Source organism: Jeotgalicoccus sp. WY2 (genome assembly GCF_018437745.1).
In the GTDB taxonomy this organism is placed as follows: Bacteria; Bacillota; Bacilli; order Staphylococcales; family Salinicoccaceae; genus Jeotgalicoccus; species Jeotgalicoccus psychrophilus.
Genome location: NZ_CP049818.1, coordinates 2,398,383 through 2,420,207, shown reverse-complemented (window position 1 = coordinate 2,420,207; position 21,825 = coordinate 2,398,383). Strand labels below are relative to the sequence as shown.

At 41.5% G+C, this 21,825-nt stretch carries 21 protein-coding genes, 3 pseudogenes and 1 riboswitch; of the genes and pseudogenes, 3 read left to right on the top strand and 21 right to left on the bottom strand.

The window, feature by feature from the left end:
• Window positions 1–123: 123 nt before the first annotated feature.
• On the bottom strand, window positions 124–624 hold the full coding sequence (locus G4D76_RS13875) for a ParA family protein (RefSeq protein WP_213810175.1): 501 nt from the start codon (window positions 622–624) through the stop codon (window positions 124–126).
• 10 nt (window positions 625–634) lie between these two features.
• Entirely contained in the window at window positions 635–1,156 is a 522-nt protein-coding gene (locus G4D76_RS13870) for a hypothetical protein (RefSeq protein ID WP_213810174.1), read from the bottom strand.
• A gap of 93 nt (window positions 1,157–1,249) precedes the next feature.
• Between G4D76_RS13870 and G4D76_RS13865 the strand changes: the two genes are divergently transcribed.
• Both G4D76_RS13865 and G4D76_RS13860 read left to right on the top strand, forming a co-directional pair.
• On the top strand, window positions 1,250–1,651 hold the full coding sequence (locus G4D76_RS13865) for a DUF6270 domain-containing protein (protein WP_213810173.1): 402 nt from the start codon (window positions 1,250–1,252) through the stop codon (window positions 1,649–1,651).
• A gap of 32 nt (window positions 1,652–1,683) precedes the next feature.
• Entirely contained in the window at window positions 1,684–2,445 is a 762-nt protein-coding gene (locus G4D76_RS13860; RefSeq protein WP_213810172.1) for a hypothetical protein, read from the top strand.
• A gap of 32 nt (window positions 2,446–2,477) precedes the next feature.
• Here the strand turns inward: G4D76_RS13860 and G4D76_RS13855 are convergent, their stop codons facing one another.
• The 9 genes and pseudogenes from G4D76_RS13855 to hflX form a co-directional block, all read right to left on the bottom strand.
• Window positions 2,478–3,755, bottom strand: a complete 1,278-nt coding sequence (locus tag G4D76_RS13855; RefSeq protein WP_213810171.1) for a glycosyltransferase family 4 protein — start codon at window positions 3,753–3,755, stop codon at window positions 2,478–2,480.
• The gene (locus G4D76_RS13850; protein WP_213810170.1) at window positions 3,694–3,972 is read right to left on the bottom strand and encodes a hypothetical protein; all 279 of its coding nucleotides are present in this window, start codon (window positions 3,970–3,972) and stop codon (window positions 3,694–3,696) included. Before G4D76_RS13850 ends, G4D76_RS13855 begins: the two co-directional genes overlap by 62 nt.
• A 73-nt stretch (window positions 3,973–4,045) precedes the next feature.
• The gene (locus tag G4D76_RS13845; protein WP_213810169.1) at window positions 4,046–5,137 is read right to left on the bottom strand and encodes a hypothetical protein; all 1,092 of its coding nucleotides are present in this window, start codon (window positions 5,135–5,137) and stop codon (window positions 4,046–4,048) included.
• Window positions 5,138–5,359: 222 nt separating this feature from the next.
• Window positions 5,360–5,821 (bottom strand): hypothetical protein, encoded by a 462-nt coding sequence (locus G4D76_RS17320; protein WP_371814522.1) that lies wholly within the window; start codon window positions 5,819–5,821, stop codon window positions 5,360–5,362.
• The gene (locus tag G4D76_RS17315; RefSeq protein WP_371814521.1) at window positions 5,757–6,263 is read right to left on the bottom strand and encodes an ABC transporter ATP-binding protein; all 507 of its coding nucleotides are present in this window, start codon (window positions 6,261–6,263) and stop codon (window positions 5,757–5,759) included. Before G4D76_RS17315 ends, G4D76_RS17320 begins: the two co-directional genes overlap by 65 nt.
• A 37-nt stretch (window positions 6,264–6,300) precedes the next feature.
• On the bottom strand, window positions 6,301–6,453 hold the full coding sequence (locus G4D76_RS15665) for a hypothetical protein (protein ID WP_250130037.1): 153 nt from the start codon (window positions 6,451–6,453) through the stop codon (window positions 6,301–6,303).
• A gap of 9 nt (window positions 6,454–6,462) precedes the next feature.
• Entirely contained in the window at window positions 6,463–7,071 is a 609-nt protein-coding gene (locus G4D76_RS13835) for an ABC transporter permease (RefSeq protein ID WP_250130036.1), read from the bottom strand.
• Between the two features lie 94 nt (window positions 7,072–7,165).
• Window positions 7,166–8,426: pseudogene (locus G4D76_RS13830) on the bottom strand (aminotransferase class I/II-fold pyridoxal phosphate-dependent enzyme).
• Window positions 8,410–9,639, bottom strand: a complete 1,230-nt coding sequence (gene hflX, locus G4D76_RS13825) for a GTPase HflX (protein WP_213810168.1) — start codon at window positions 9,637–9,639, stop codon at window positions 8,410–8,412. Before hflX ends, G4D76_RS13830 begins: the two are co-directional and overlap by 17 nt.
• Before the next feature lie 116 nt (window positions 9,640–9,755).
• Between hflX and G4D76_RS13820 the strand changes: the two genes are divergently transcribed.
• On the top strand, window positions 9,756–10,241 hold the full coding sequence (locus tag G4D76_RS13820; protein ID WP_213810167.1) for a glutathione peroxidase: 486 nt from the start codon (window positions 9,756–9,758) through the stop codon (window positions 10,239–10,241).
• A gap of 37 nt (window positions 10,242–10,278) precedes the next feature.
• Here G4D76_RS13820 and hfq read toward each other — a convergent pair whose 3' ends face one another.
• The 10 genes and pseudogenes from hfq to G4D76_RS13775 form a co-directional block, all read right to left on the bottom strand.
• On the bottom strand, window positions 10,279–10,467 hold the full coding sequence (gene hfq, locus G4D76_RS13815; RefSeq protein WP_026858360.1) for an RNA chaperone Hfq: 189 nt from the start codon (window positions 10,465–10,467) through the stop codon (window positions 10,279–10,281).
• Window positions 10,468–11,373 (bottom strand): tRNA (adenosine(37)-N6)-dimethylallyltransferase MiaA, encoded by a 906-nt coding sequence (gene miaA / locus G4D76_RS13810; protein WP_250130035.1) that lies wholly within the window; start codon window positions 11,371–11,373, stop codon window positions 10,468–10,470. It abuts the gene before it with no gap.
• Window positions 11,363–12,250: an alpha/beta fold hydrolase gene (locus tag G4D76_RS13805; protein ID WP_213810166.1), complete on the bottom strand. Its 888-nt coding sequence runs from the start codon at window positions 12,248–12,250 to the stop codon at window positions 11,363–11,365. Before G4D76_RS13805 ends, miaA begins: the two co-directional genes overlap by 11 nt.
• Window positions 12,251–12,261: 11 nt before the next feature.
• Window positions 12,262–14,124: a DNA mismatch repair endonuclease MutL gene (gene mutL, locus G4D76_RS13800; protein WP_213810165.1), complete on the bottom strand. Its 1,863-nt coding sequence runs from the start codon at window positions 14,122–14,124 to the stop codon at window positions 12,262–12,264.
• A 3-nt stretch (window positions 14,125–14,127) separates the two neighbouring features.
• Window positions 14,128–16,666 (bottom strand): annotated as a pseudogene (gene mutS / locus G4D76_RS13795) (DNA mismatch repair protein MutS).
• 52 nt (window positions 16,667–16,718) lie between these two features.
• A complete protein-coding gene (gene thiW, locus G4D76_RS13790) occupies window positions 16,719–17,186 on the bottom strand; it encodes an energy coupling factor transporter S component ThiW (RefSeq protein ID WP_213810164.1) in 468 nt (155 codons plus the stop codon).
• A gap of 329 nt (window positions 17,187–17,515) precedes the next feature.
• Window positions 17,516–17,949, bottom strand: a pseudogene (locus G4D76_RS13785) (RicAFT regulatory complex protein RicA family protein).
• 128 nt (window positions 17,950–18,077) lie between these two features.
• Window positions 18,078–18,169: riboswitch (TPP riboswitch) on the bottom strand.
• A 52-nt stretch (window positions 18,170–18,221) separates the two neighbouring features.
• On the bottom strand, window positions 18,222–19,940 hold the full coding sequence (locus G4D76_RS13780; RefSeq protein WP_371814520.1) for an ABC transporter ATP-binding protein: 1,719 nt from the start codon (window positions 19,938–19,940) through the stop codon (window positions 18,222–18,224).
• Between the two features lie 89 nt (window positions 19,941–20,029).
• Complete coding sequence (locus G4D76_RS17310) at window positions 20,030–20,521, bottom strand: ATP-binding cassette domain-containing protein (RefSeq protein ID WP_371814704.1); 492 nt, start codon at window positions 20,519–20,521, stop codon at window positions 20,030–20,032.
• Window positions 20,451–21,749: an ABC transporter ATP-binding protein gene (locus G4D76_RS13775; protein ID WP_371814519.1), complete on the bottom strand. Its 1,299-nt coding sequence runs from the start codon at window positions 21,747–21,749 to the stop codon at window positions 20,451–20,453. Before G4D76_RS13775 ends, G4D76_RS17310 begins: the two co-directional genes overlap by 71 nt.
• Window positions 21,750–21,825 lie beyond the last annotated feature (76 nt).

Sequence of the window (21,825 nt, the reverse complement as noted above, 5' to 3'; positions counted from 1 at the left end):
ATTATTCTTTTCTTAGTATACCAAAACTTTTTACAAAAAGGTTAATTTTTTGTAAATAGTGATTTAATTCATGCCTGTCGTTCTTTTTAGCGCTCACTACAGTCACAGCAGTGTCTGCAAGCTCTAAAATTGCGCCATAATTTTCCAGTTCTTGAAATTCAGGACCGATAATAATATATGGTCATAATAATTTTTTAGAGGGCTTAATTTCGACAGTACGTTGTACTGGCTGAACTTATCCATCAGTTCATTTTCCGGCATTTCTTCCACATGAATAATATCCAGTTTTTCATACTTGGTCTGGTTAATCGCTTCACTTAAAAACATAGATATTCTCAGCGTAGAAAACAGATTAGGCTTTGCTTTTGAATGAATATACTCTTCAATGCTGCCGGTGCTGCTGCTGTCTAGATTCACTACCAGTACTTTGTCTTTAAGTTCTGTTAGTATATATGCAATATGCATCGCTGCATCCACAGTTGCCATTCTCTGGTCTACAGATGAAAATAGAGTCTTGTTATTTGGATTATCATGATTTTCATTTCTGATGGCAATTGCCGTGTCGTACAATTTATTAATTATATCTTCGTCAAAATCGATTAATCTTTCTTCACTTTCACTCATCGTATCACTCCTAGAAAGTACCCAGTGTTCTTTCGCCAAGATAGTGCTGAATATCTTCTTCAGTACTTATATTTCTATTGTTCAGCGCTGTCATTATACCTACAGCAGCACCGATTAGTAATGACAGTAAAATAATTAATGCTTTCAGTAACGTGTTTTGCTCGGTATACATTTCAAACACAACACTGTCAGATACAGCCAGTCCTTCTTCAGTTAGCATGTCCATAACCTGGTTCTGGATTGAGATATACTCTATCCCCGCCTCAGTATGAATCGTCAGCTGCAGTATATTAGAACCCGACTGTCCTGTTACGTCTGCAACTTTAATGTTCTCTGATGCATTATTGATTGTTTCATTTAACTGAATATTTAAATTTGCAATCGTATTTGGTGCGAGCTCACTTTCTAATGTATAATATTCTTCGTACGTTGTACCGGATGGCGGTATGAAGAAATTAACAGCTGTACCAATCACACCAAATGCCAAAATACAGATGACAATATTAAGTAAGTTTTTCTTTATAAAATACATCACGCCGACTCCTTATAATTGATTCATTGTATATTATACTATTAAGGCAAAGAAATAGAAAACATTCTAAGAATAATCTTGAGGTGCAATTTAATGAAAATTGATATTATCGGCAGCCAGTTTACCGGCCGCTTAACAGAATTCAGAAGTTTCCCCTACGATGTAAATATTTTTGTGTCAGGACAAAGTTTCCTGTCGCTCTTGTCAAAACCCTATCCTGTATCAATGAAAGACATTAATACATCGGATATCGCTGAAATCTCTACAGCGCACAGAGATCTGAACAAAGCGAATTTAATTAATCTGCAGGAATCACGTGCTGAAGTTCTGATGATCGACTTATTGAGCGAACTTAATACTCTTGTGAAATACGACGGTTCATACTTTAACAAACAATCATTCGAGCTGCTTGATACTGAAGTCGAATATGAAAGCATAAGAAAAATTGAGCAGTTTAAGGCTGTTAAACAGCATATAATAAAATTATTGAACTGACAGCTTATTATGAGCAGGTTATTTTAATCGATGTGCTGCCGAACAATGAGAACGATGACTTCATTGCAGGCATTTATGACATGCTGTACAGCAGCATTGAAAACAAACTTGTTCTGAGCGTTGATAATAACGGTATCAGCGATATGCTTAATGCGCCGATTGAAATATATGACGAAATCGTTCAGCAGCTGCGCAAGTTCAACTCCGATAACTATGAGAATCAGCTGCTCTTTGATGAAAAGTTGGAAGGTGATATTCTCTCAGTCTATATGAACTATATTGAAGAGAGACATTATGTGTATGAGCTGTACAAAGACGGACAGCCTTACAAAAAATCACACCGTACTGACTCCAGATACTGCCAGTTTACACTCGATCAGTCAGGAAAATACCGAATTAGAGTCACGCCTGATACAGATAACGTTAAAGCCAGATTTTCACAAACATATGCTTATAAATCTGACAGCGTTTCAACTGGAGGTTCTGCAGCTGAATATGCAGAAATGCCAGACCATAAAAACGAATGGATGCTCTCGCTTATAATAGACCGCATGACTATTAAAGGTCTTGTCGGCAACCCCTATAAATACCCGGAAGGCTTTAAAGGTATGGATGTCTATCAGAAAGAAGAAATGAAAATACCTTATATTAAACGCGAGAATCTGCCGGAAATATCACTGGCATTACTTGAAGCTATGTCTAAAGAGGAATTAGCAGCTTTTGTGGACGCGCATAAAGAGACTATCAGCCGGGCATCAGCAGCAATGCAGAAATATATCAGTTTCCTTCAATAGTAAAAAAGAGCTGCACATAGTGCGGCTCTTTTTTAACTTGCTCTGATATCCAGTTTTTCGTACACTTTTATAAGTTTTTTCAGCAGTACTGACCAATCCCGGTTGTCCACTACCCAGTCCCTTGCGGATTCTCCTATAGAATCATTATTAAGCACGCTGATTACGGCTTCTGTAAATGCTTCTTTATTATCTGCTTTAAAGTAAACACCATTCACCTGATCCATTACCATCTCTTTTAGAGCGTTAACATCACTGACAATGACTCGTTTACCCATGGCCATTGCTTCATAAGTTTTAATTGGTGTCACCAGCTGACAGACCAGTTTATCCTGGCGCGGAAACGGCGCAATATCAATGACTGAATAGTAATCTTTAACTGTTTCAAAAGGCACCTTGCCTGTAAAGATAATATCCTCGCTTAAATTCTGATCCAGTACTTTTCTCTGCAGTGTGGCACGGTACTGCCCGTCACCGACCAGCAGCAGTTTAAAACGCTGCTTATAGTCGCCGCTGTTATTCAGTGTTTCAACAGTATCGATAATTAAATCAATACCTTCGTAATTTGTAATAGAACCGACAAATCCGAGAACAATACTGTTATCCAGCTGATAACGCTCGATAATATCATCAGACTTTTCTAAAGGCGATAGCACTTCACTGTCCACGCCGTTAGGCAGTACTGTAATTTTTTCTGCAGTAATCCCTTTTAAGATTAAGTATTCTCTTAAGCTTTCACTGATAACGATGACTTCATCCGCATGCTGGCAGCATAATATTTCATAGTGCTCCTGCATATTAAAACGGTCGGAGTTAAAGAATTCAGGCACTTTTGATGTCTGCGTATGGTGCCACAGACCGCGGACTTCATAAATTGTTTTAATATTAAGCTGATTGCCGAGTCTGATTGCCGGCAGCGCATTTTGGAAGTTTGACGCTGCATGTATGACCGCAGGTTTTTCTTCCAGCACAATTTTTAATAATTCCTCTTTATAAACATTGAAATATTTTCTCATCGGCGTACGGTTTGTTAAATACTTATCCGACTTGTCTATATAATAAGTCCGGTAATCACCTTCATCAAGACTCGGTTTTGTATAATTCTCATGTTCCGGAGACCAGCCGAGTCTCGATGTTGCCACCGGACGGTAGCCGTAATCACGCACTCTTGAAACAATCTCATTCGTGCGGATTGTATAGCCGTTAATGGCAGGCATCGCTTTATTCAGTACGAAAAGGACTGTCTTCCCATCATCTTCGTAGACGATCTTCATCCAGCGGTTTAGGCTGCCATTCGCTGTGGAACAGCTCATGTTCCTGTTCCGCCATTAAAAATTCTCCCGGATAGACTCTGGAGGCAAACTGCTTTCTCATTTCCTGCAGCATTTTATATCTTTCTTCAATATTCCCCATCACATGATGAGAACGTATTAAGGAACGCAGTACATCTGCATTATTCGGTTTAAGCTGATATGCCTCTCTCGCATGGTGAAGCGAACATGCATACATTTTTAAATTAAACAGATACATTGATAAGTTTATATGTATTTTTAACTGCTTATCCAGTGTATTAGATGAAATCAGTAAATTAAGCTTCTCTTTTTCAGCGGCAGTCGCATAAAATCTCGCCAGTATATAAGATTTGTTTTTTTCCTGCAGTTTTCTCTAAGAACGAAAAAATATAAAATGGTAAATCATAACGTTTATTGACACGCTGCAGCTGATTAATCACTGTGCTGTAGATTCTTGTTTTTTCCCTGGTGCTGAAGTTATGATAGACAAATTTATCTGTCATCGTGCGTGTATCTTCATCTATAAAAAGTGTGGCGCTGTGAAAGACGTTTTCCAGACGCTTGTCGGAATTAAACATCTTCTTAATCAGTGAATCATTAAAGTTTAAATGCCCGTCAAGCACAAGTCTTCTGATGCTCATAATGTGCTGTGCATTCAAAGTCACTTCTGGAAGAAGCTTCATAATTTTATTCATCAGCATTTTAGTACCTTTGCCGAAATGATAATAATTTAAGAGATTCTGCAGCCGGTCCGATTTCTTATCGTTGGCACTTAAGTTAAAGTCCAGCGTATCTACTGCTATCGGGTCTATGTATTTAAAAAGTTTTTCATTTTTATTAATGTAATCGACAAATAAAGCATTTAAATCATCAAGGTTTTGTTCTTTAACAAAATAATTATTGATAACCAGCACATACCCTAAATCACGCAGGTTTTCATCGGTCTGGTCCACCGCTTCTTTAATATCTGTAAACGGTGCATTCGAATCAATGTCATTAAGTAGCATCGTTCTGTACTGCGACCATGAATACTGGTAATATAAATCATCTTTCTCCTGATGATACAGCTCTTCAAGCTGCATTTTATTTTTATTGGTCTGCTCAATCATTTTTTCAATGGTTTCATAATGATTGTCTTTCATTAAATTGCGGACTAGAACCAGCTGCTGTTCCTCGGTCAGCTCTGCCAGTACATCGTGACCAGAATCTGAAATCTGTACGACATCTTCATAGCGCTTCAGATTATAATACAGCTTTGTCTTGAATGGCACGAGCGCCTTATTACGGTCATTCGCCACCATTTCAAGAGAACCTTTGTAGTTCTTTTCATGACGTAAAATAAGTGCCTTTAAATACGCCTCATAATCATTCTGGAGACGCATATTGTCTATTAAATCCATCAATGTTAAATGCTCTGACTTGCGGAGAAAGTAACTCAGGCCCGGTTCAGGTCTTCCGATTTTCTTTGACAGACTCAGTTTCAGGATGTGTCTTGAGACGACAGGCATATTATTTTAAAGTTACGTATGAAACGATTCCTTGAAGGTATCTCATGGCAATTCTCCTATGTCTAATCTTAAATGAACTGAACTCCTACATATATTGCTAGTAATTTACTAGAGGCATTACAAACTAAATATCTGGAAGACAATACCGAACATCATAAACAGAAACAGCAGTGTTCCAATTGCCACGCTGTTCATGTTTATTTTTTCTTTTGGCAAGTCTAAATGCTGACTTTCTTCCATCTGAATTCCGACCATTTTATCTTTGTATTCTATCTGTTCATCTTTAGTCAGGTTTTTATACTGATTTACAAATTCAGCGTAGCTCTTAACAACATCTTTCATCTCACCAAATTGTTTCATCTCACCGTACTGAACCCATACTGCTTTATTGCAGAACTGTCTAATCTGTCCCGTGGCATGCGATACAAAGAAAATTGTTTTGCCCTGCTCCTGGAAATCGCGCATACGGTCGATACATTTATTAGCGAACGTTTCGTCACCAACTGACAATGCTTCATCGACAACCAGGATATCCGGATCTGTATGAATGGCAATCGCAAAACCCAGTCTCGACTTCATCCCGCTCGAATTTTTTAATCGGCTGCTTAATAAATTCACCAAGCTCGCTGAATTTTAAAATGTCATCGTAGCGTTCAGAAATTTGCTTTTCTGTTAAGCCGTGCATAAGACACTTAATCCGTATGTTCTCTTCACCAGTCAGTTCAGCGTTGAGTCCGGCACTAATCGCTATCAACGATACTCTGCCATTAATATTAATCTTCCCTTTTGACGGTACTGTTGCCTCCGCAATTAAATCAGACAGGGTCGTTTTACCAGAACCATTTAATCCTAATATACCCACTGTGTCGCCTGCATTAACTTCAAAATTAATATCTCTTAAGGCATAGAATGGTTTTGCTTTATATAACTTTCCGAAAGTTAATAATGATAATACTTTTGCAATACGGTTTCTGTTAATATCATATATTTTAGAGACATTTTCCACTTTTACTTTATACATAAAAATCCACCTTTATAGGTAATCCACAAGTCTGTCTTTATAGCGGTAATGCACCACCAACGAAGAATAAGAACAGTGTAATTGACCAGAAGAATATATGGTCAGACAAGCCGCCGTAAAATGCCGGTCCGTCAAATATCAGTGCATATCTAAACGTCATTAATAAATAAGCGAATGGATTAAATGCCAATTGTTTCCATCATTGGCGGACGCCCTGCAGGCTCCCAGAATATCGGGGTAACGAAGAAAAACGCATAACGTTCGCCTGCACATTTTTAAAGTCGCGTATTAATATATTAACCGAAGACAAATGAGGGCAATACTGTATGTAAAAACGATTGTTGCAAACATAAAGTAAACAAACCAGATAATGTGCAGGTTCAGAGTAGCCGTTTACAATACTGATGGCCAGTATAATCGCCGTCATAAACATAAATGTAATTACGTTATTCGCCATCGACATCGATAACAGTACACTCGATGGGAACTTCATTTTTGTCACCAAGCCTATCTGGCTGCTGATGGCATTGGATGCAGCATTTATACAGCCCGATATAAACGAAAAGGCAAATATACCGGTGATCAGGTAAACAAGGAACGGAACGTTCTGCACATCACCCCGGTCTCCTCTTAAGCCGAGACCGAATATTACATAGAACACTCCAACCTGTGCTGCAGGCATGAGTATTGCCCATAGTATACCGAGGTAATGATTGGCGTACTGCGCTTTTATATTATAAAGACTTAATTTCCATATTAAATGAAGGTTCTCAAAGTTCTCTTTTAACAAAGCAAAAACATTTTTCATTATGTAAACTCCAATTTATAATTTCGAAATTAATTATACGCTTAATTTAAATAAGTGTCACTAGGTCCAGCGACACTTATTTATCACATTTTTATTATAGTTCTATCATATTCTTCTCAGCGAGTTCCGTCAAAGACATTTCCAGCGCATATTTCACATGTTCAATATGCAGTCCGCCCTGAGCATATACTGTATACGGTGCTCTAATTGGTCCATCTGCCGATAATTCAAGCGATGCGCCCTGGACAAATGTGCCTGCCGCCATAATAACAGGGTTCTGATAACCCGGAATTAAATCAGGAATCGGCATAAAGCGTGCATTTACCGGACTCGCTTTCTGGATCATCTGAGTAAATGTAATCATTTCCTCTTCATTATTAAACGATACACTCTGAATTAAGTCCGTACGGGCTTCAGTGTATCTCGGTGACGGTTTCATATTTAACTCTTCAAACACATAGCTCATTAAGAGCGCACCGTTAATAGACTCCATTACAGTATGCGGTGCCATAAAGAAACCCTGGTACATATCAGTCAGAGCATTCAGGCTCGCGCCCATCTCCTTGCCTACACCTGGTACTGTTAAACGGTAGCTGACGCGTTTTATGAGTTCTTCTTTACCTGCAACATAGCCGCCCATCTTAGCCAGGCCGCCGCCCGGGTTTTTGATTAACGAGCCTGCCATAATATCCGCACCCGCTTCAAGCGGTTCTCTCGTCTCAGCAAATTCACCGTAACAATTATCAACGAATATAATAATATTAGGATGTTTTTCTTTGATTGTTTTTATAATTGCTTCTATCTCATCAATATTCATCGATTTACGCGATGAGTATCCTCTGGAACGCTGAATGCCGATAATTTTAGTGTTCTCATTGATACTGTTTAATATTGCTTCTGTATCAAACTGATCATCTTTTAAATCAACCGTCTTAAACGTGACACCCATTTCTTTTAGACTGCCAATATCATCTTCAGTATTGCCGATTACTTTTTCAAGTGTATCGTACGGAGCCCCTGTAATATACAACAGCTCGTCTCCATGTTTTAACAGGCTGAGCAGCACTAAGCTGATTGCATGTGTACCTGAGATAATCTGCGTGCGTACAAGCGCGTCTTGTGCCTTAAACACATCTCTGTATATCTCTTCAAGCTTATCACGGCCGACGTCATCATAGCCGTAACCAGTTGTCCCGCTGAAGTCGCTCTCTGTTACAGAATGCTCTGTAAAGGCAGCCATCACCTTTTTAAAGTTTATAAGCAATATCTTTATTCTTTTTAAAATACGGCTGCAGTGCATCTTCAGCCTCGTTCATGATATTTAAAATCTTATACTCATTAGTCACAGTTGTCATCCTTATCTACTATACGTTTTACAAAATTACCTGCAGGTTCAAACCCGCTGATTTTCACTTGTTCTTCATCTATATCAACAGTCTTAACGATTGTCTGTCTCTTCAAGCTGTAAAGCTTATCCTGTCTTCTCAATGGTATCGACGTATTATATGCATCAAAAGACTTTACCATAAAGTTTTCTATATCCATTAACATATCTTGTGCCGGCATGTTCATATTTACAAACTTATGCGGCTTCATCGGCAAGAGTCGTTTCTTATTATTTAAATCTGTTTTATTAAACAGTATCAGCTGCGGTATTTCCTTCATACTGAGTGAATCGATTAAATCCAGCACCGTATCGTACTGACTCACAATATCTGGTGCATTATTATCAATGACGTGAATGATAAAATCACTGTCCGCCGCTTCTTCCAGCGTTGATTTAAAACTCTCTATTAATGTTGTCGGCAGTTTTTGAATAAAACCAACGGTATCCGATATTATACACTGAAATCCTGACGGTAAAACCATTTCTCTTGTTAAGGGATCCAGTGTCGCAAACAGTTTGTCCTCCTGCAGCGTGCCTGCATTCGTCAGTTTGTTAAACAGCGTTGACTTGCCTGCGTTCGTATAGCCGATTATCGACACTTTCGTCACTTGGTTCGAACGTCGTTTATCACGGTATCTTAAACGGTGGTCTTCAATCACATGCAGCTGCTTTTTTATATCACTGATCCGCGAGTTAATATGACGACGGTCCGTTTCCAGCTTCGTCTCACCTGGACCTCTCGTACCAATACCTGCTCCCAGTCTCGAAAGATTAATACCCTGACCTTTTAAGCGGGGCACTAAATACTCAAGCTGAGCCAGCTCCACTTGCAACTGACCTGCTTTAGATTGTGCACGGAGACTGAATATATCTAAGATCACCTGTGTACGGTCAATAACATTCGTATCCATAATTTCTTCTATTTTACGATTTTGACTGACCAGTATTTCATCATTGACCATCGTATAGTCAATATCTTCATACTGCATCTTCACTTCTTCTAAAAAGCCGCTGCCCACATAGCTTTTTCTGTCTATCGATGAACGGTTTTGAATATGCGTGCCGATAATCTCTATTCCTATCGATTCGCTGAGCTCTTTAAGCTCTCTGACTTCCGACTCCACATCTTTATTTTGTTTCGTGTTCGTCGCAAGAATTACTCCGGTATGTGTCATATTCATGACAAACACCTCCAGTTTCTTTGTTTAATATTACAATATCATGTTTCAACTATATTAATAAGGCTATATTATAATAACCAATATTATGCAAAGTGACCAGGAAAGGAGGATCATAGATGAAAACTACCTTTTATGATCTCTCTGCACAGGATGCAGACGGCGACCATATACAGATGCAGGATTTAAAAGGAAAAGTAATACTGATCGTTAATACAGCAAGTGAGTGCGGTTTTAACAACCAGCTCCATGAGCTTGAAAAACTATATAAAAAATACCATGATATCGGTCTTGAAATTCTGGCTTTCCCGTCCAATAACTTTATGAATCAGGAACCCTGTTCAGCGACTGAAGCACGTGACTTATACAGCGAGCAGCACGGCGTGTCATATACCGTGATGGAGAAGATAGATGTTAAAGGCGAGAATATTCACCCACTATTTAAATACTTAACTGAAGGTAAATCCGGCTTAATTACTAATTCGATTAAGTGGAACTTCACTAAGTTTCTAGTTACCCGTGAAGGTAAAGTAGCTAAACGTTATGCACCGCAAAAATCACCGCTTGATGTTGAAGATGATATCGAAAAATATTTAGCAGGTTAAATTCAAAACAGCCAGACATAATGTCCGGCTGTTTTTCTTATGCACGTATAAATGTGCTGATTGCATGCTTATATATAATTTGAACTTTACCTTCTGAATCAAGTTCAACGACGTACTTATCATAGTCGCTGATTTTCCCCTGTAATTGGAAACCGTTCATTAAAAACACTGTGATTTCCTTCCCTGATTCTTTGTACTCCCCTAAAAACGAATCTTGCAAATTCATTTAATTCTCCCCTTTTGTTTGTAAGAATTGATATATATCCGAAAAGATTATATCTGAGTTTGACTGTGCGATATCATACCAGTGTATATCCAGCTGATTACGGAAAAAAGTCAGCTGCCGTTTTGCATACTGCCGTGAATGTGCCTGAATGCGCTCCATCACGTCCGGTAATGCAGCTTCCCCTTTGAAGTACGGCAGAAATTCTTTATACCCGATTGCCTGTCCGGCTGTCTTTGACAGTCCGGTATTTTGAAGTTCGGTTACTTCTTCTAGGAGTCCCGCTTCAAACATTTCGACCACCCGTTTATTAATCCGGTCGTATATCACACTTCTGTCAGCTGTTAAGCCTATTAAGAATGTATCATATTTCGCCTTTTGTGTATACGCTTTCTTTTCTGTTATATCAAGCTTTGCCTTTACAATCTGACGAATAATTTTCTTATGATTATTCGGATGAATATCACTGTCCGGCATAATTTTAAGGAGTTCAGCGAACAGTTCTTCATCATTCAGCTGCTCGTACTCTTTCGTTAAACGGTCGATATCCGCCTGATTTTCTTCATTGAATTCGTATCCTTCAATCAGCGCTTTAATATAATGTCCGGTACCGCCGGCAATCATCGGCAGTTTGCCCCGTGATTCTATATCTTTCACGAGGTATTCAACCTGTGCTTGAAAGTCTGATACTGAAAAAGTTTCATCAGGATTTAGAATATCAATCATATGATGCGGAACATTCTCCATTTCAGCTGCAGTGATTTTACCTGTGCCGATATCCATGCTTCTATATACCTGCATCGAATCACCGCTGATAATCTCGGCATTAAATTTTTTGGCAATATCGATCGATAACGATGTTTTGCCGATTGCTGTCGGGCCGACTAAAATAAGTAATTTACTTTTCAATATATTTCTCCACCCATCTAACGATGTTTGAATATACCGCACCTCTGTTTTCCTCAAACAGCACTTCATGCCGGGCATTCGGCACAAGTTCCATTTCTACATTTTTAAACTGCCGCCCGAGCCGCCAGTTCAAAATCTCATAATCCCTGCCGAAATGCGAAAATGGATCATCCGCGCCGCCGATTAATAAGTAAGGGATATCTTTGTAGTTTTTAAGGCACTTTGAAGAATCAACGTAGCGGATGTTTTTCAGTATTTCAGCAAATGCTTTGACGCTCATGCGCTGACCGGCTGCATGCGGGTCCGTATTATACGCTAAAGTATGCTGTTCATCGGCCGACAGCCAGCGGTTCTTAACCGTGCCTTTAAAATTTCCGTCGTAGCCGAGAAACGACATTTTGTTAATGATACGTGACTTTGTAGCCGGAATCAGTTTTGACAGCGGCTGGATAAAAGCGTTCGCCACAGTGTCGGAGAACCTAACTTTACTGCCGGTCCCCACGATAATTCCTGCATCGTAAATATCCTCTTCAAGCAGTCTTCTTAAGAGAATTGAACCCATCGAATGACCGAGGCCGATATGCGGAATATTCTCAGGCATTGCCTTGCTGACAATCTTTGCATCTTCAAGCAGTTCATCGAACGAATTAAAATGGCCGAGATTACTCAGTTTCTCGTCAGCACCGTGTCCTCTGTGGTTATGAATCACGCAGTGAATATCGTTTAAAGCAAGGTACATGCAAAACTCTTTATACCTCGCTTTATGATCCGCCATGCCGTGCAGAATCTGGATGCTCGCCTTCGGGCGTTCCGGCATGTAATGCGTCACTGAAATACTCCTTCCTTTGTTTCTCATCGTACGGTTTAAAATCTTCAATTCAAGTCCCCCTACTTCATTATTCGGTTGAACAATCGTTCGATTTCATAAGTCGTCATATGAATAATTACCGGCCGCCCGTGTGGACACGTGTACGGCGAATGACATTTTCCGAGCTCTGTAAGCAGCGCGTCCATCTGGTTTTTATCGAGATAATGATTTGCTTTGATCGACTGCTTGCAGCTCATCATAATAGACATTTCCTCACGATACTTATTTACATCGAAGTGATCTGTCTGTGAGATAAACTCGATTAAATCATTGATGTCCTCTTCCGGATTATTTGCTTTAATCCATGATGGATAACGGGCTACAGTATATTGCTTAATGCCGCTTTTTTCGATATCAAAACCGATTTCCTGCAGTTCAGTGAGTTTTTCATCGATTGTAATGACATCATCAAAGCTGAACTCAAACGTATACGGAATTAACAGCGGAATGCCGTCATCTTCTTTAATAATGTTCCGATAAATATATTCGTACTTGATGCGCTCCTGTGCTGCATGCTGGTCCATTAAATACATGCCGGTTTCATTCTGCATAATAATATATGTGCCGTGCAGCTGGCCGATAATTTCCAAATACGGCAGCTTTTCTTTTTCCGGCAGCGGTTCGTGTTCTACGAAGGCCGGTATATCTTTTGGTTTAGCCTGCTGCTGAACCGGTGCGTCCTGTTTAAACGGATTGGTATATTGTTGTTTTTGCGGTTGAAATGGTCTCTCTGCTTCTTGCTGTAGCGTTTCTTTAAAAGGCGTGCGCTGCTGTCGTACCGGCGGTTCATACGTATTAATATGCTCTCTGATCTGTTCATGGCGCTCCGAAAAATCCATTGCCGGCTGTTCAACTTTTTCAGCTTTTGGTTTTTTATGCTCTACTTCAGGAATCAGTTCTGTTTCCATCAGTGCTTCTTTAACCGCTGCTTCAGCGAGCTTTAATAATTCCGTCTCTTTTGACAGCTTTACTTCCACTTTTGACGGATGCACGTTTACATCGATCAGTTTCGGATCCATCGTAATATTTAAAAATGCCAGCGGATATTTATCTCTCGGCTGCAGCGTATGATAAGCGTTAATAATACTCTGAGACAGTTTAAAGTGGCGAACATGCCGGTTGTTAATACTCAGGTTAATATAGTTACGGTTGCTGCGTGTGACTTCAGGTCTCACGATATAACCGCTGATTTTATAGTCCGGGCTTTCGGCACTCACTGGAAGTGTGTTAGCAGACACCTGAATGCCGTAAAGAATATTAATTACTTCTTTTAAATTGCCGTTGCCTGTCGTTTTAAAACGGTCTTTACCGTCAAACGCGAGACGGAAACTGACTTCAGGATAATTCAGCGCCATCCGCTGCATAATATCGATAATCTTTCCCGCTTCCGTACGCAGGTTTTTAATATATTTTAAGCGGGCAGGTGTATTAAAGAATAAATCTTCAATTTCAATGATTGTCCCGCGGCGTTCATGCCAGACGGTATCCTCATCGTATTTCCCGCCGCTGTATACAATTTTGAACGGGGTCGAATTATTTCGCATACTTTCCAAGGTCACTTTCGATACTGCACCGATACTGGCAAGTGCTTCCCCGCGGAAACCGAGTGAGCGTATTTCGAACAGTTCGTAGGCCGTATCGATTTTACTCGTCGCATGACGTTCAAATAAGAGCGTGCGGTCTTCATAATCAATGCCGTGGCCGTTGTCGACCACTTTAATCGATTCCATGCCGCTGTTAGTTATAAATACTTCGATGACCGTAGAGTGAGCGTCGAGCGAGTTTTCAACAATTTCCTTGACGATTGAACTCGGACGCTCGACCACCTCGCCTGCAGCTATTTTATTTTGTATATGAGCGGGCAATACGTGAATTTGTCCCATGTGCTATCCCTCCCCGCGTGCTTTGTTCACTAATTCATGCAATGTGTTCAGCGCCTCCATCGGCGTCATATTATTTAAATCAAGCGATGTTAATTCGGTTAATAGTTTTTTATCGTCTTTAGATACTGCTTCACTGTCACCGAGCGGCAGTTCCAGCTGGAAGATATCGTCCCGCTTACTCAGTTTCGGCTCATGGTTCTGATTTTCAAATGAGCTTAAATATTCAGCTGCCAGTTCCGTCACCCGGTCCGGCAGTTCTGCGAGTTTCGCGACATGAATGCCGTAGCTCTTCTCGACCGCTCCCGGTTTCACTTTATGCAGGAAGACCAGCTTGCCGTCGTATTCCGTCGCTTTAACGTGGACGTTCTGCAGCCCTGGCAGTGTGTCTTCCAGGTTCGTCAGTTCATGGTAGTGGGTTGAAAAGAGTGTCTTCGCACCGATTTCCTCATGAATATAGACGAGCATCGCCTGGGCGAGTGCCATACCGTCATATGTGCTGGTCCCGCGGCCGATCTCATCAAATATCAGAAGCGAGTCCTTTGTTGCGTGCTGGAGTGCTGTATTAGCTTCCATCATTTCGATCATAAATGTCGATTTACCGCTCGATAAGTCATCGCTTGCACCGATGCGTGTATAGATGGCATCGAATATCGGCAGTTTCGCGCTCTCTGCCGGCACTCTCATGCCGATCTGGGCCATAATAATGATTAAGGCCACCTGGCGCATGTACGTCGATTTACCGGACATATTGGGACCGGTAATTAAATAAATAAAGTTATCTTTCGTCATCGTGAGGTCGTTCGGTACATATGTGTTTTCGTTCAGCATGCGTTCAACGATTGGGTGACGCGCATCAATCAGGTCGATTGACTTGTCCGTTTTGAATTCCGGCGTCGTCAGATGATAGTCGTTTGAAACTAAGGCGAAGGATATCAGTGTATCGAGTGTCGAGATCTGCTCTGCTGTACGCTGCAGTCTCGTAATATAGTCCATCATAGCTGTCCGGAGTTCAGTGAACATATTGAATTCGAGTTTAATGCTGTCGTCTTCTGCTGTTAAGATCTGACTTTCCATTTCTTTAAGTCCGGTGTAATAAACCGTTCGGCATTTGTGAGTGTCTGTTTACGGTTATATTCAAACTTTTCGGCATCGAAGTTCATCGCCTGAACTTTGGAAATTTCCAGGTAATAGCCGAACACTTTGTTAAAGCCGATTTTTAAGTTTTTAATGCCAGTGCGTTCTTTTTCTGACTCGAGATAATTGTTCAGCCATGTACGTGCATTTGTGCTGATGTCTCTTAAATTATCGAGTTCATCGCTGACACCGTCTTTAAAGATTTTCCCTTCGCGGATTGTTTTCGGCGGTGTATCTGTTAGGACTACCAGGCGTTCATACGCATCTTCCAGGCTGTCGAAATTCTGGAATGTTTTGTTGTCTGTCAGTTTTAGTGATTCAAGTACTGCCTTTAATTCCGGCAGTCCGTGAAGCGAGTCGCGCAGCTGGACTAAGTCTTTTACGTCCACGTTGTTAAAGGCAAGGCGGCCGACGAGCCGTTCGATATCGTAAACGTGATTTAAAATGCCTGACAGCTGCTGGCGCTCGGTGAAGTTCTCGATTAGCGTCGTTACGATACTTTGCCGATTTTCAATTTCTTTTTTTGACACGAGCGGACGCTCGATCAATTTTCTGAGCTGGCGTTTGCCCATCGGTGTTTCCGTACGGTTTAAATACCAGAACAGAGAGCCTTTTACTTTTTTCGTCTGAATGTTTTCTAAGAGCTCAAGGTTTGAAATGGCTGCATAATTTAATTTCATAAATGTATTGATACGGTGTTTTTCCACCGTCTTTAAATGTTTCAGTTCCTGCATATTTTGTGCACGAATGTAGTTTAACAGCAGATTAATCGCGTGATGTTCATCGACATCATCTTCATAGTCATAATCTGAAGGAGTGTCTGCTTCAAACACCGTATAGAGCGGCGGATCATTATAAATGCTATGAATGATATGTTCACTTTTAGCATTCGTGACCAGTTCCCGGGCGCCCAGTGTTTCTATTTCACTTTTCAGTTCTGTCTGGTCGCTTGTTGAAAAGGCGAAAATTTCACCCGTTGAAATATCCGCATAGCTGACTCTGTTCTGCCCTCTTCTTCATGCAGCGCCAGAATGAAATTACTCGCACCGTCGTCCATACCGAAATCATCGATTAAAGTACCCGGCGTAATTACACGGACCACTTCTCTTCTGACCATGCCTTTCGCCTGCGCGGGATCTTCCATCTGTTCACAGATGGCCACTTTAAAGCCATTCTCGATTAGTTTTGCTATATAGTTGCGCGCAGAATGATATGGCACGCCGCACATCGGTATCGGATCTTTACTTTTATCGCGTGAAGTTAATGTGATTTCGAGCACTTTGGCAGCCGTGACTGCATCGTCGTAAAACAGCTCGTAAAAATCTCCCAGTCTGAATAAAAGTAAGCTGTCCGGATGATTATCTTTAATTGAAAAATACTGTTTCATCATCGGTGTTGGTTCCCGCATTTTAACACTTCCTAAATTAATCTTGTCGTATTATTATAACACGCACCGACGCTTATATCCGCAGTAAGACTCCGTGTTTTTCCAATTGTTTTAAGATGATAAACGATGTAAGAGCGCCGATAAAACTGGATACGAGAAAGGCTGCAGCGACGATGGTGAAAATTTGTTGGTCGAGCTCCAGCACGATGATGAGCGGGTACAAACTGAGTGCCCCGAGTATGCCGGTGCCGAGAACTTCACCAGCTGCAGCGAGCGATAACTTTTTAGTGTATTTGTAGAGGAGCCAGGCAGCGAGCGCGCCGATCATACTGCCGGGATAGGCGAAGACGGTCCCCGTACCGAATAATATTCTGATTGTAGACGAGATAAACGCCTGCACGATCACCCAGGGACCTGTGATGACTGCACCAAGCACATTGATTAAATGCTGCATCGGTGCCGCGCGTATGATTCCGATTGGAATTGTGATAAGCGAACTCAAGATAACGTTTAAGGCGACGAAAGCTGCGGTGAAAGTCATGTTTCTAGTAAGTTTGTTGATGGTGGTGCCTCCTTTTGATTACATTTTATAATTGTTCGAGTTATGTTTGCTGATGCGGTCGGGAATTCGTTATTGACCGTATGTGGTTCTCTCATACGGTCGAAGATTCTTTATTAACCCGATGTAAGTCGTTCATGCGGTTGGAGATTTGTTATTAACCGCATGTGAGTCGTTCATACGGTCGCAAAGTATTCTTTAACCGCATGTGGCCTGTTCATGCGGTCGGTGTATTGTAAAAACATACAAAAATGGCGCTGAAACACTCTATAATTCAGAGATTTCAACGCCATTCAATATGTAGCTGATGCTTATTTAAACTGGTCCGGATCGCGGTTTGGTTTGTTGCGGACTGCAGCGCCTGTTTCACCCTGCATCAGGTCTCCGCCTGTTTGTTCGATGATTTCGCTTGTAACTGTTGAGCTGATTGCATGCGAAACCATTTGCAGTAATTCGTTAACGCCTGCCTGTGATTCTTTAAACTGATCTACAAGCGGCATTTCGTCTAATTCCGCTTCGATTTTAGCCAGTTTTTCTTCCGTCATCTGGTAAGCGCGTTCTTTACCGTAGTTTTGGAAGTTTACTGCCTGCTGCTGCTGCTTTTAAGACTAGCCATTTTTTCGCGGATATCATTATTCTCGTGAATTTTAGCTTCCGCTTTCTGGAAGAATTCAACCTGTTCTGTTTCCGCCATCATTTTACCGAGCTTTTTTGCTTCTTCTATTATTTCCTTCTTAGTATACATTCGAAGTTCCACCTTTTAGTTGATATATACCATTCATTATATATGAAAGCATTCATTTATTAAATGTAAATCTCCTGATTCGTTTGTCAAAGTACAAAAATGCACATCCCGAATATAAGGATGTGCATAACGAATCTATGCCACTTCCCTACGCTGGCATAATCCAGATCAGGTATTAAGAGTATTTCTCAGCCTCAAAAAGGCACCTCCAGTGGTTGTGCAATATTTAATTAAGTCCATCTTAACTTACTAGGAATAACTTGTAAAATATCTTACTGATTCAACATATCATGATATTTACCTTCAAGCTTCAGCAATTCTTCTTCCGTTCCCGCTTCAAGCATTTCTCCCTGATCCAGAACAAATATACGGTCGACGGCTTTTATCGTGTTGAGACGGTGGGCGATAATAATACTCGTCCGCCCTTTCATCAGCCGTTCGAGCGATTCCTGAATTTTTAACTCTGTAATTGTGTCGATGCTGGATGTGGCTTCATCGAGGAGCAGTATTGCCGGGTCGGTAATGAGTGCCCGCGCAATTGATATCAGCTGTTTCTGTCCTTGCGAGATAAAGCCTTCGTCTAAGTCGAGCACTGTATCGTAGCCCCGCTCAAGCGTCATAATAAAGTCATGGGCATTGGCAACTTTCGCCGCTTCTGTCACCTCATCGTCTGTTGCATCCATTCTGCCGTAGCGGATATTTTCACGGATGGTCGCTTCAAACAGATACGGATCTTGCAGCACAAACGCAGTCTGAGAACGGATATTGCTCCGCGAATAGTCTGTAATATCCACACCGTCTACAAGGATGTGCCCTTTATCGGTTTCATAGAACCGCGCGAGCAGCTGCATCACCGTCGTCTTGCCTGCACCTGTGGCACCAATTAATGCGACCGATTCTCCGGAATTGACTTCAAATGACAGGTCCTTAATCGTTGGATGGTGCTGCTCCTTGCTGTATGAGAATGTGACATCTTTAAATTCAATGTGTCCTTCGATTGTCTTATCCGTAATTTTTCCGTCGTTTGATTCTGCCGGCGTATCGAGTATTTGGAATACGCGTTCCGCACCGGCAATCGCTGACAGTACCTGGTTTAACTGATTCGATAAATCCGCGAGCGGACGTGTAAACTGGCGGGCATATTCCGCGAACACAACAATCGTTCCGACTGTAACGACACCGTTTGTCGTCAGTGCCAGAATACCGCCGGCGCCGGCAACAATCGTAAATGAAATATTGTTCAGCATGTTCATTATTTTCGGAATGAAGCCGGAGTACAGGTTCGCCCAGAATGTAACTTCTCTTAAGTTTTTAGCACGGACTTCAAAATTCTGTACCGCACGTTCTTCCTGCGAGAATACTTTAACGATTTCCTGGCCGGACACGATTTCTTCAATGTAGCCGTTCATTTCACCTGTACGGCGCTGGCGCATTTTAAAAAGCGGGCCCGTACGTTTCGTAATAAATCTGACACTGACAATTAATATCGGGATAATCAGTGCCGTCAGGAATGTTAAGAGCGGACTTAAGTAAAGCATGACTGAAAACGTCCCGAGCAGCGTCACAATACTCGTTGTAAACTGGATAAACGATGAGTTCATCGTCTGCGACAGCGTTTCAATATCGTTGGTCATCCGGCTCATTAATTCACCATGCTGGCGTTTATCGTAAAATGTCACCGGCAGTTCTTGCATATGTTCAAACAAATGGTGACGCAGATTGTAAATCGTGCGCTGCGACAGCCCGACCATCAAATACGCCTGAATAAATGTCGTTAACGACAGCAGCAAATACGTTGCCAGAAGAATCATCAGGATTCTGAACAGGCCGCCGAATTCCCGCGGGATAAAGTAAAAGTCGACGATGCGTCCGACGAGGAATGGTCCGACGATGCTTAAGAGACTTGTTACGACGACGAGCGAAATTATCAAGTACAGACGTTTTCGTTCACCGCGCATAAATTGCCAGATACGCTTTAACGTTCCGCCCATATTATCTGCTTTTTTTATTGGCCTGTTTATTGCGCTCCATATCTTCTTTCGTTATGAGAGGTTCATGCCCAAAGGGTCGTGCAAAAAAGTTAGTCATCGAGATGCCCCCCTTGTTTCTGCGATTCGTAAATGTCTCTGTACAGTTCTGACGTTGCTAAAAGCTCTTCGTGAGTACCCAGTGCAGAAATTTCACCGTCATCTAAAAGAAGTACACGGTCCGCCTGTTCGGCAGTAGAGATTTTCTGAGTAATGACGATGCGCGTTACGTTTTCGCCTTCCAGTGCATCCCATAAATTATTCTCAGTTCTGACATCCAGCGCTGAAGTTGAATCATCGAGAATAAGAATGGACGGTTTTCTGACGAGTGCCCGTGCAATCGACAGGCGCTGCTTCTGCCCGCCGGACAATGTTACACCCATTTGCCCGACCGGCGTCTCATATGTCTCATCGAAATTCATTATATTGTCGTGAATCTGTGCTTTTTCAGATGACATAAATACATCATCTTCATCAGCGTGTAAATTCCCCCAGAGCAGATTTTCGTATATGCTGCCGGTGAATAATATGGCACGCTGCGACACGTAACCGATTGTCTGTCTGAGTTCCGTCGTACTCCAGTCGAGCACATTTTTCATTAACGATCACTTTTCCGTCAGTCGCATCGTACATATTCGGAATCAGACTAATCAGCGAACTTTTGCCGGAGCCGGTGCCGCCCATAATAACAAAGTTTTCATTGTCGTAAATTTCAAATGAAATATTTTTCAGAACATAACGGCCTGTGTTTGGATATTTGAAGGAAACATTATCGAATTTAACCGTGCCTGCACCGTCAGCCGCATCAAACGTGTCTTTATCCTCTGCAGCAATCGGTGCATGAAGTATTTCACTAATACGGTCACTCGAAGCTTTGGCGCGGGACGAGGCGATAATCAGAAACGCGAACATCGAGAATCCGCCCTGCATGCGGAGCGCGTAGTTGATTACGGCAACGATTTCCCCGACGGCAACTTCATTCGTCTGAAGCAAATCAGATGCCACCCACAGTACCAGGAGCAGACTGCCGTTCATAATTAATAAAAGGACAGGCAGAATCGATTCCATCAGTCTTAAGGCAAAAATTGTATCGTCGCGGAGTTTCGCTGCGACTTTAGCAAATTTCCCGGTTTCGTATTCACCTGAGTCATTGGCTTTTATCAATCTGACAGCTTCTAAATTCTGCTGAATAAAACGGTTAATTCTGTCCAGCCAGTGTTGCACCCGGAGAAATATTGCCGCACCTTTTCGCGCTGCGAAAAATAAGAAAATAGCGAGGACCGGCGTCAGTATTGATAAATACAACCCGAGCGTCGGATTGACGATAAATGACATAATCAGGGAACCGACGACTAAGAGCGGCGCCCGGAACAGTATCCTGAGACTCATAAAGAGCAGCATTTCCGTCTGCAGCACATCCTGTGTCATTCTCGTAATAAGACTCGATGTTGAAAAACGCGATAAAGTCCCGAGCGTAAAGTTCTGAACCCGCGTAAAGATTGCCATCCTGAGATCATAGCCGAACATGTTCGTCAGATGACTCGTAAAATATGTATTCAACAGACCAGCAATGAGTGCAATAATCGATATTGCGAACATAATAACCAGGTAGAATATAACATTGTCAATACTGTTAATCATAATTCCGTTGTCGATGACCTGCTGAATAAACAGCGGCTGAACAAGTTCGACAATCAGTTCCACAAACATAAAAATTAAAGCAATAAAAATCATCCATTTGTACTTCATAGCGTAGCGATAAACTGTAATCATTGTATAACCACCCTTTGTTTCTGTGACGTAAATGTCTTCGATGACAATCTTTCGAAAACCGAATTAATTATATTAT

Coding starts and splice junctions, on each gene's coding strand:
- G4D76_RS13870 (WP_213810174.1), bottom strand. CDS start 1,156: ATGTATTTTATAAAGAAAAACTTACTTAATATTGTCATCTGTATTTTG.
- mutL (WP_213810165.1), bottom strand. CDS start 14,124: ATGGGACAAATTCACGTATTGCCCGCTCATATACAAAATAAAATAGCT.
- hflX (WP_213810168.1), bottom strand. CDS start 9,639: ATGAATATGACACATACCGGAGTAATTCTTGCGACGAACACGAAACAA.
- G4D76_RS13850 (WP_213810170.1), bottom strand. CDS start 3,972: ATGTATCTGTTTAATTTAAAAATGTATGCATGTTCGCTTCACCATGCG.
- thiW (WP_213810164.1), bottom strand. CDS start 17,186: ATGACTTTCACCGCAGCTTTCGTCGCCTTAAACGTTATCTTGAGTTCG.
- G4D76_RS13835 (WP_250130036.1), bottom strand. CDS start 7,071: ATGAAAAATGTTTTTGCTTTGTTAAAAGAGAACTTTGAGAACCTTCAT.
- G4D76_RS13875 (WP_213810175.1), bottom strand. CDS start 624: ATGAGTGAAAGTGAAGAAAGATTAATCGATTTTGACGAAGATATAATT.
- G4D76_RS13865 (WP_213810173.1), top strand. CDS start 1,250: ATGAAAATTGATATTATCGGCAGCCAGTTTACCGGCCGCTTAACAGAA.
- G4D76_RS13855 (WP_213810171.1), bottom strand. CDS start 3,755: ATGAGCTGTTCCACAGCGAATGGCAGCCTAAACCGCTGGATGAAGATC.
- G4D76_RS17315 (WP_371814521.1), bottom strand. CDS start 6,263: ATGTATAAAGTAAAAGTGGAAAATGTCTCTAAAATATATGATATTAAC.
- hfq (WP_026858360.1), bottom strand. CDS start 10,467: ATGAATTTGCAAGATTCGTTTTTAGGGGAGTACAAAGAATCAGGGAAG.
- G4D76_RS13775 (WP_371814519.1), bottom strand. CDS start 21,749: ATGATTACAGTTTATCGCTACGCTATGAAGTACAAATGGATGATTTTT.
- G4D76_RS13780 (WP_371814520.1), bottom strand. CDS start 19,940: ATGGGCGGAACGTTAAAGCGTATCTGGCAATTTATGCGCGGTGAACGA.
- G4D76_RS13820 (WP_213810167.1), top strand. CDS start 9,756: ATGAAAACTACCTTTTATGATCTCTCTGCACAGGATGCAGACGGCGAC.
- G4D76_RS17320 (WP_371814522.1), bottom strand. CDS start 5,821: ATGAAGTCGAGACTGGGTTTTGCGATTGCCATTCATACAGATCCGGAT.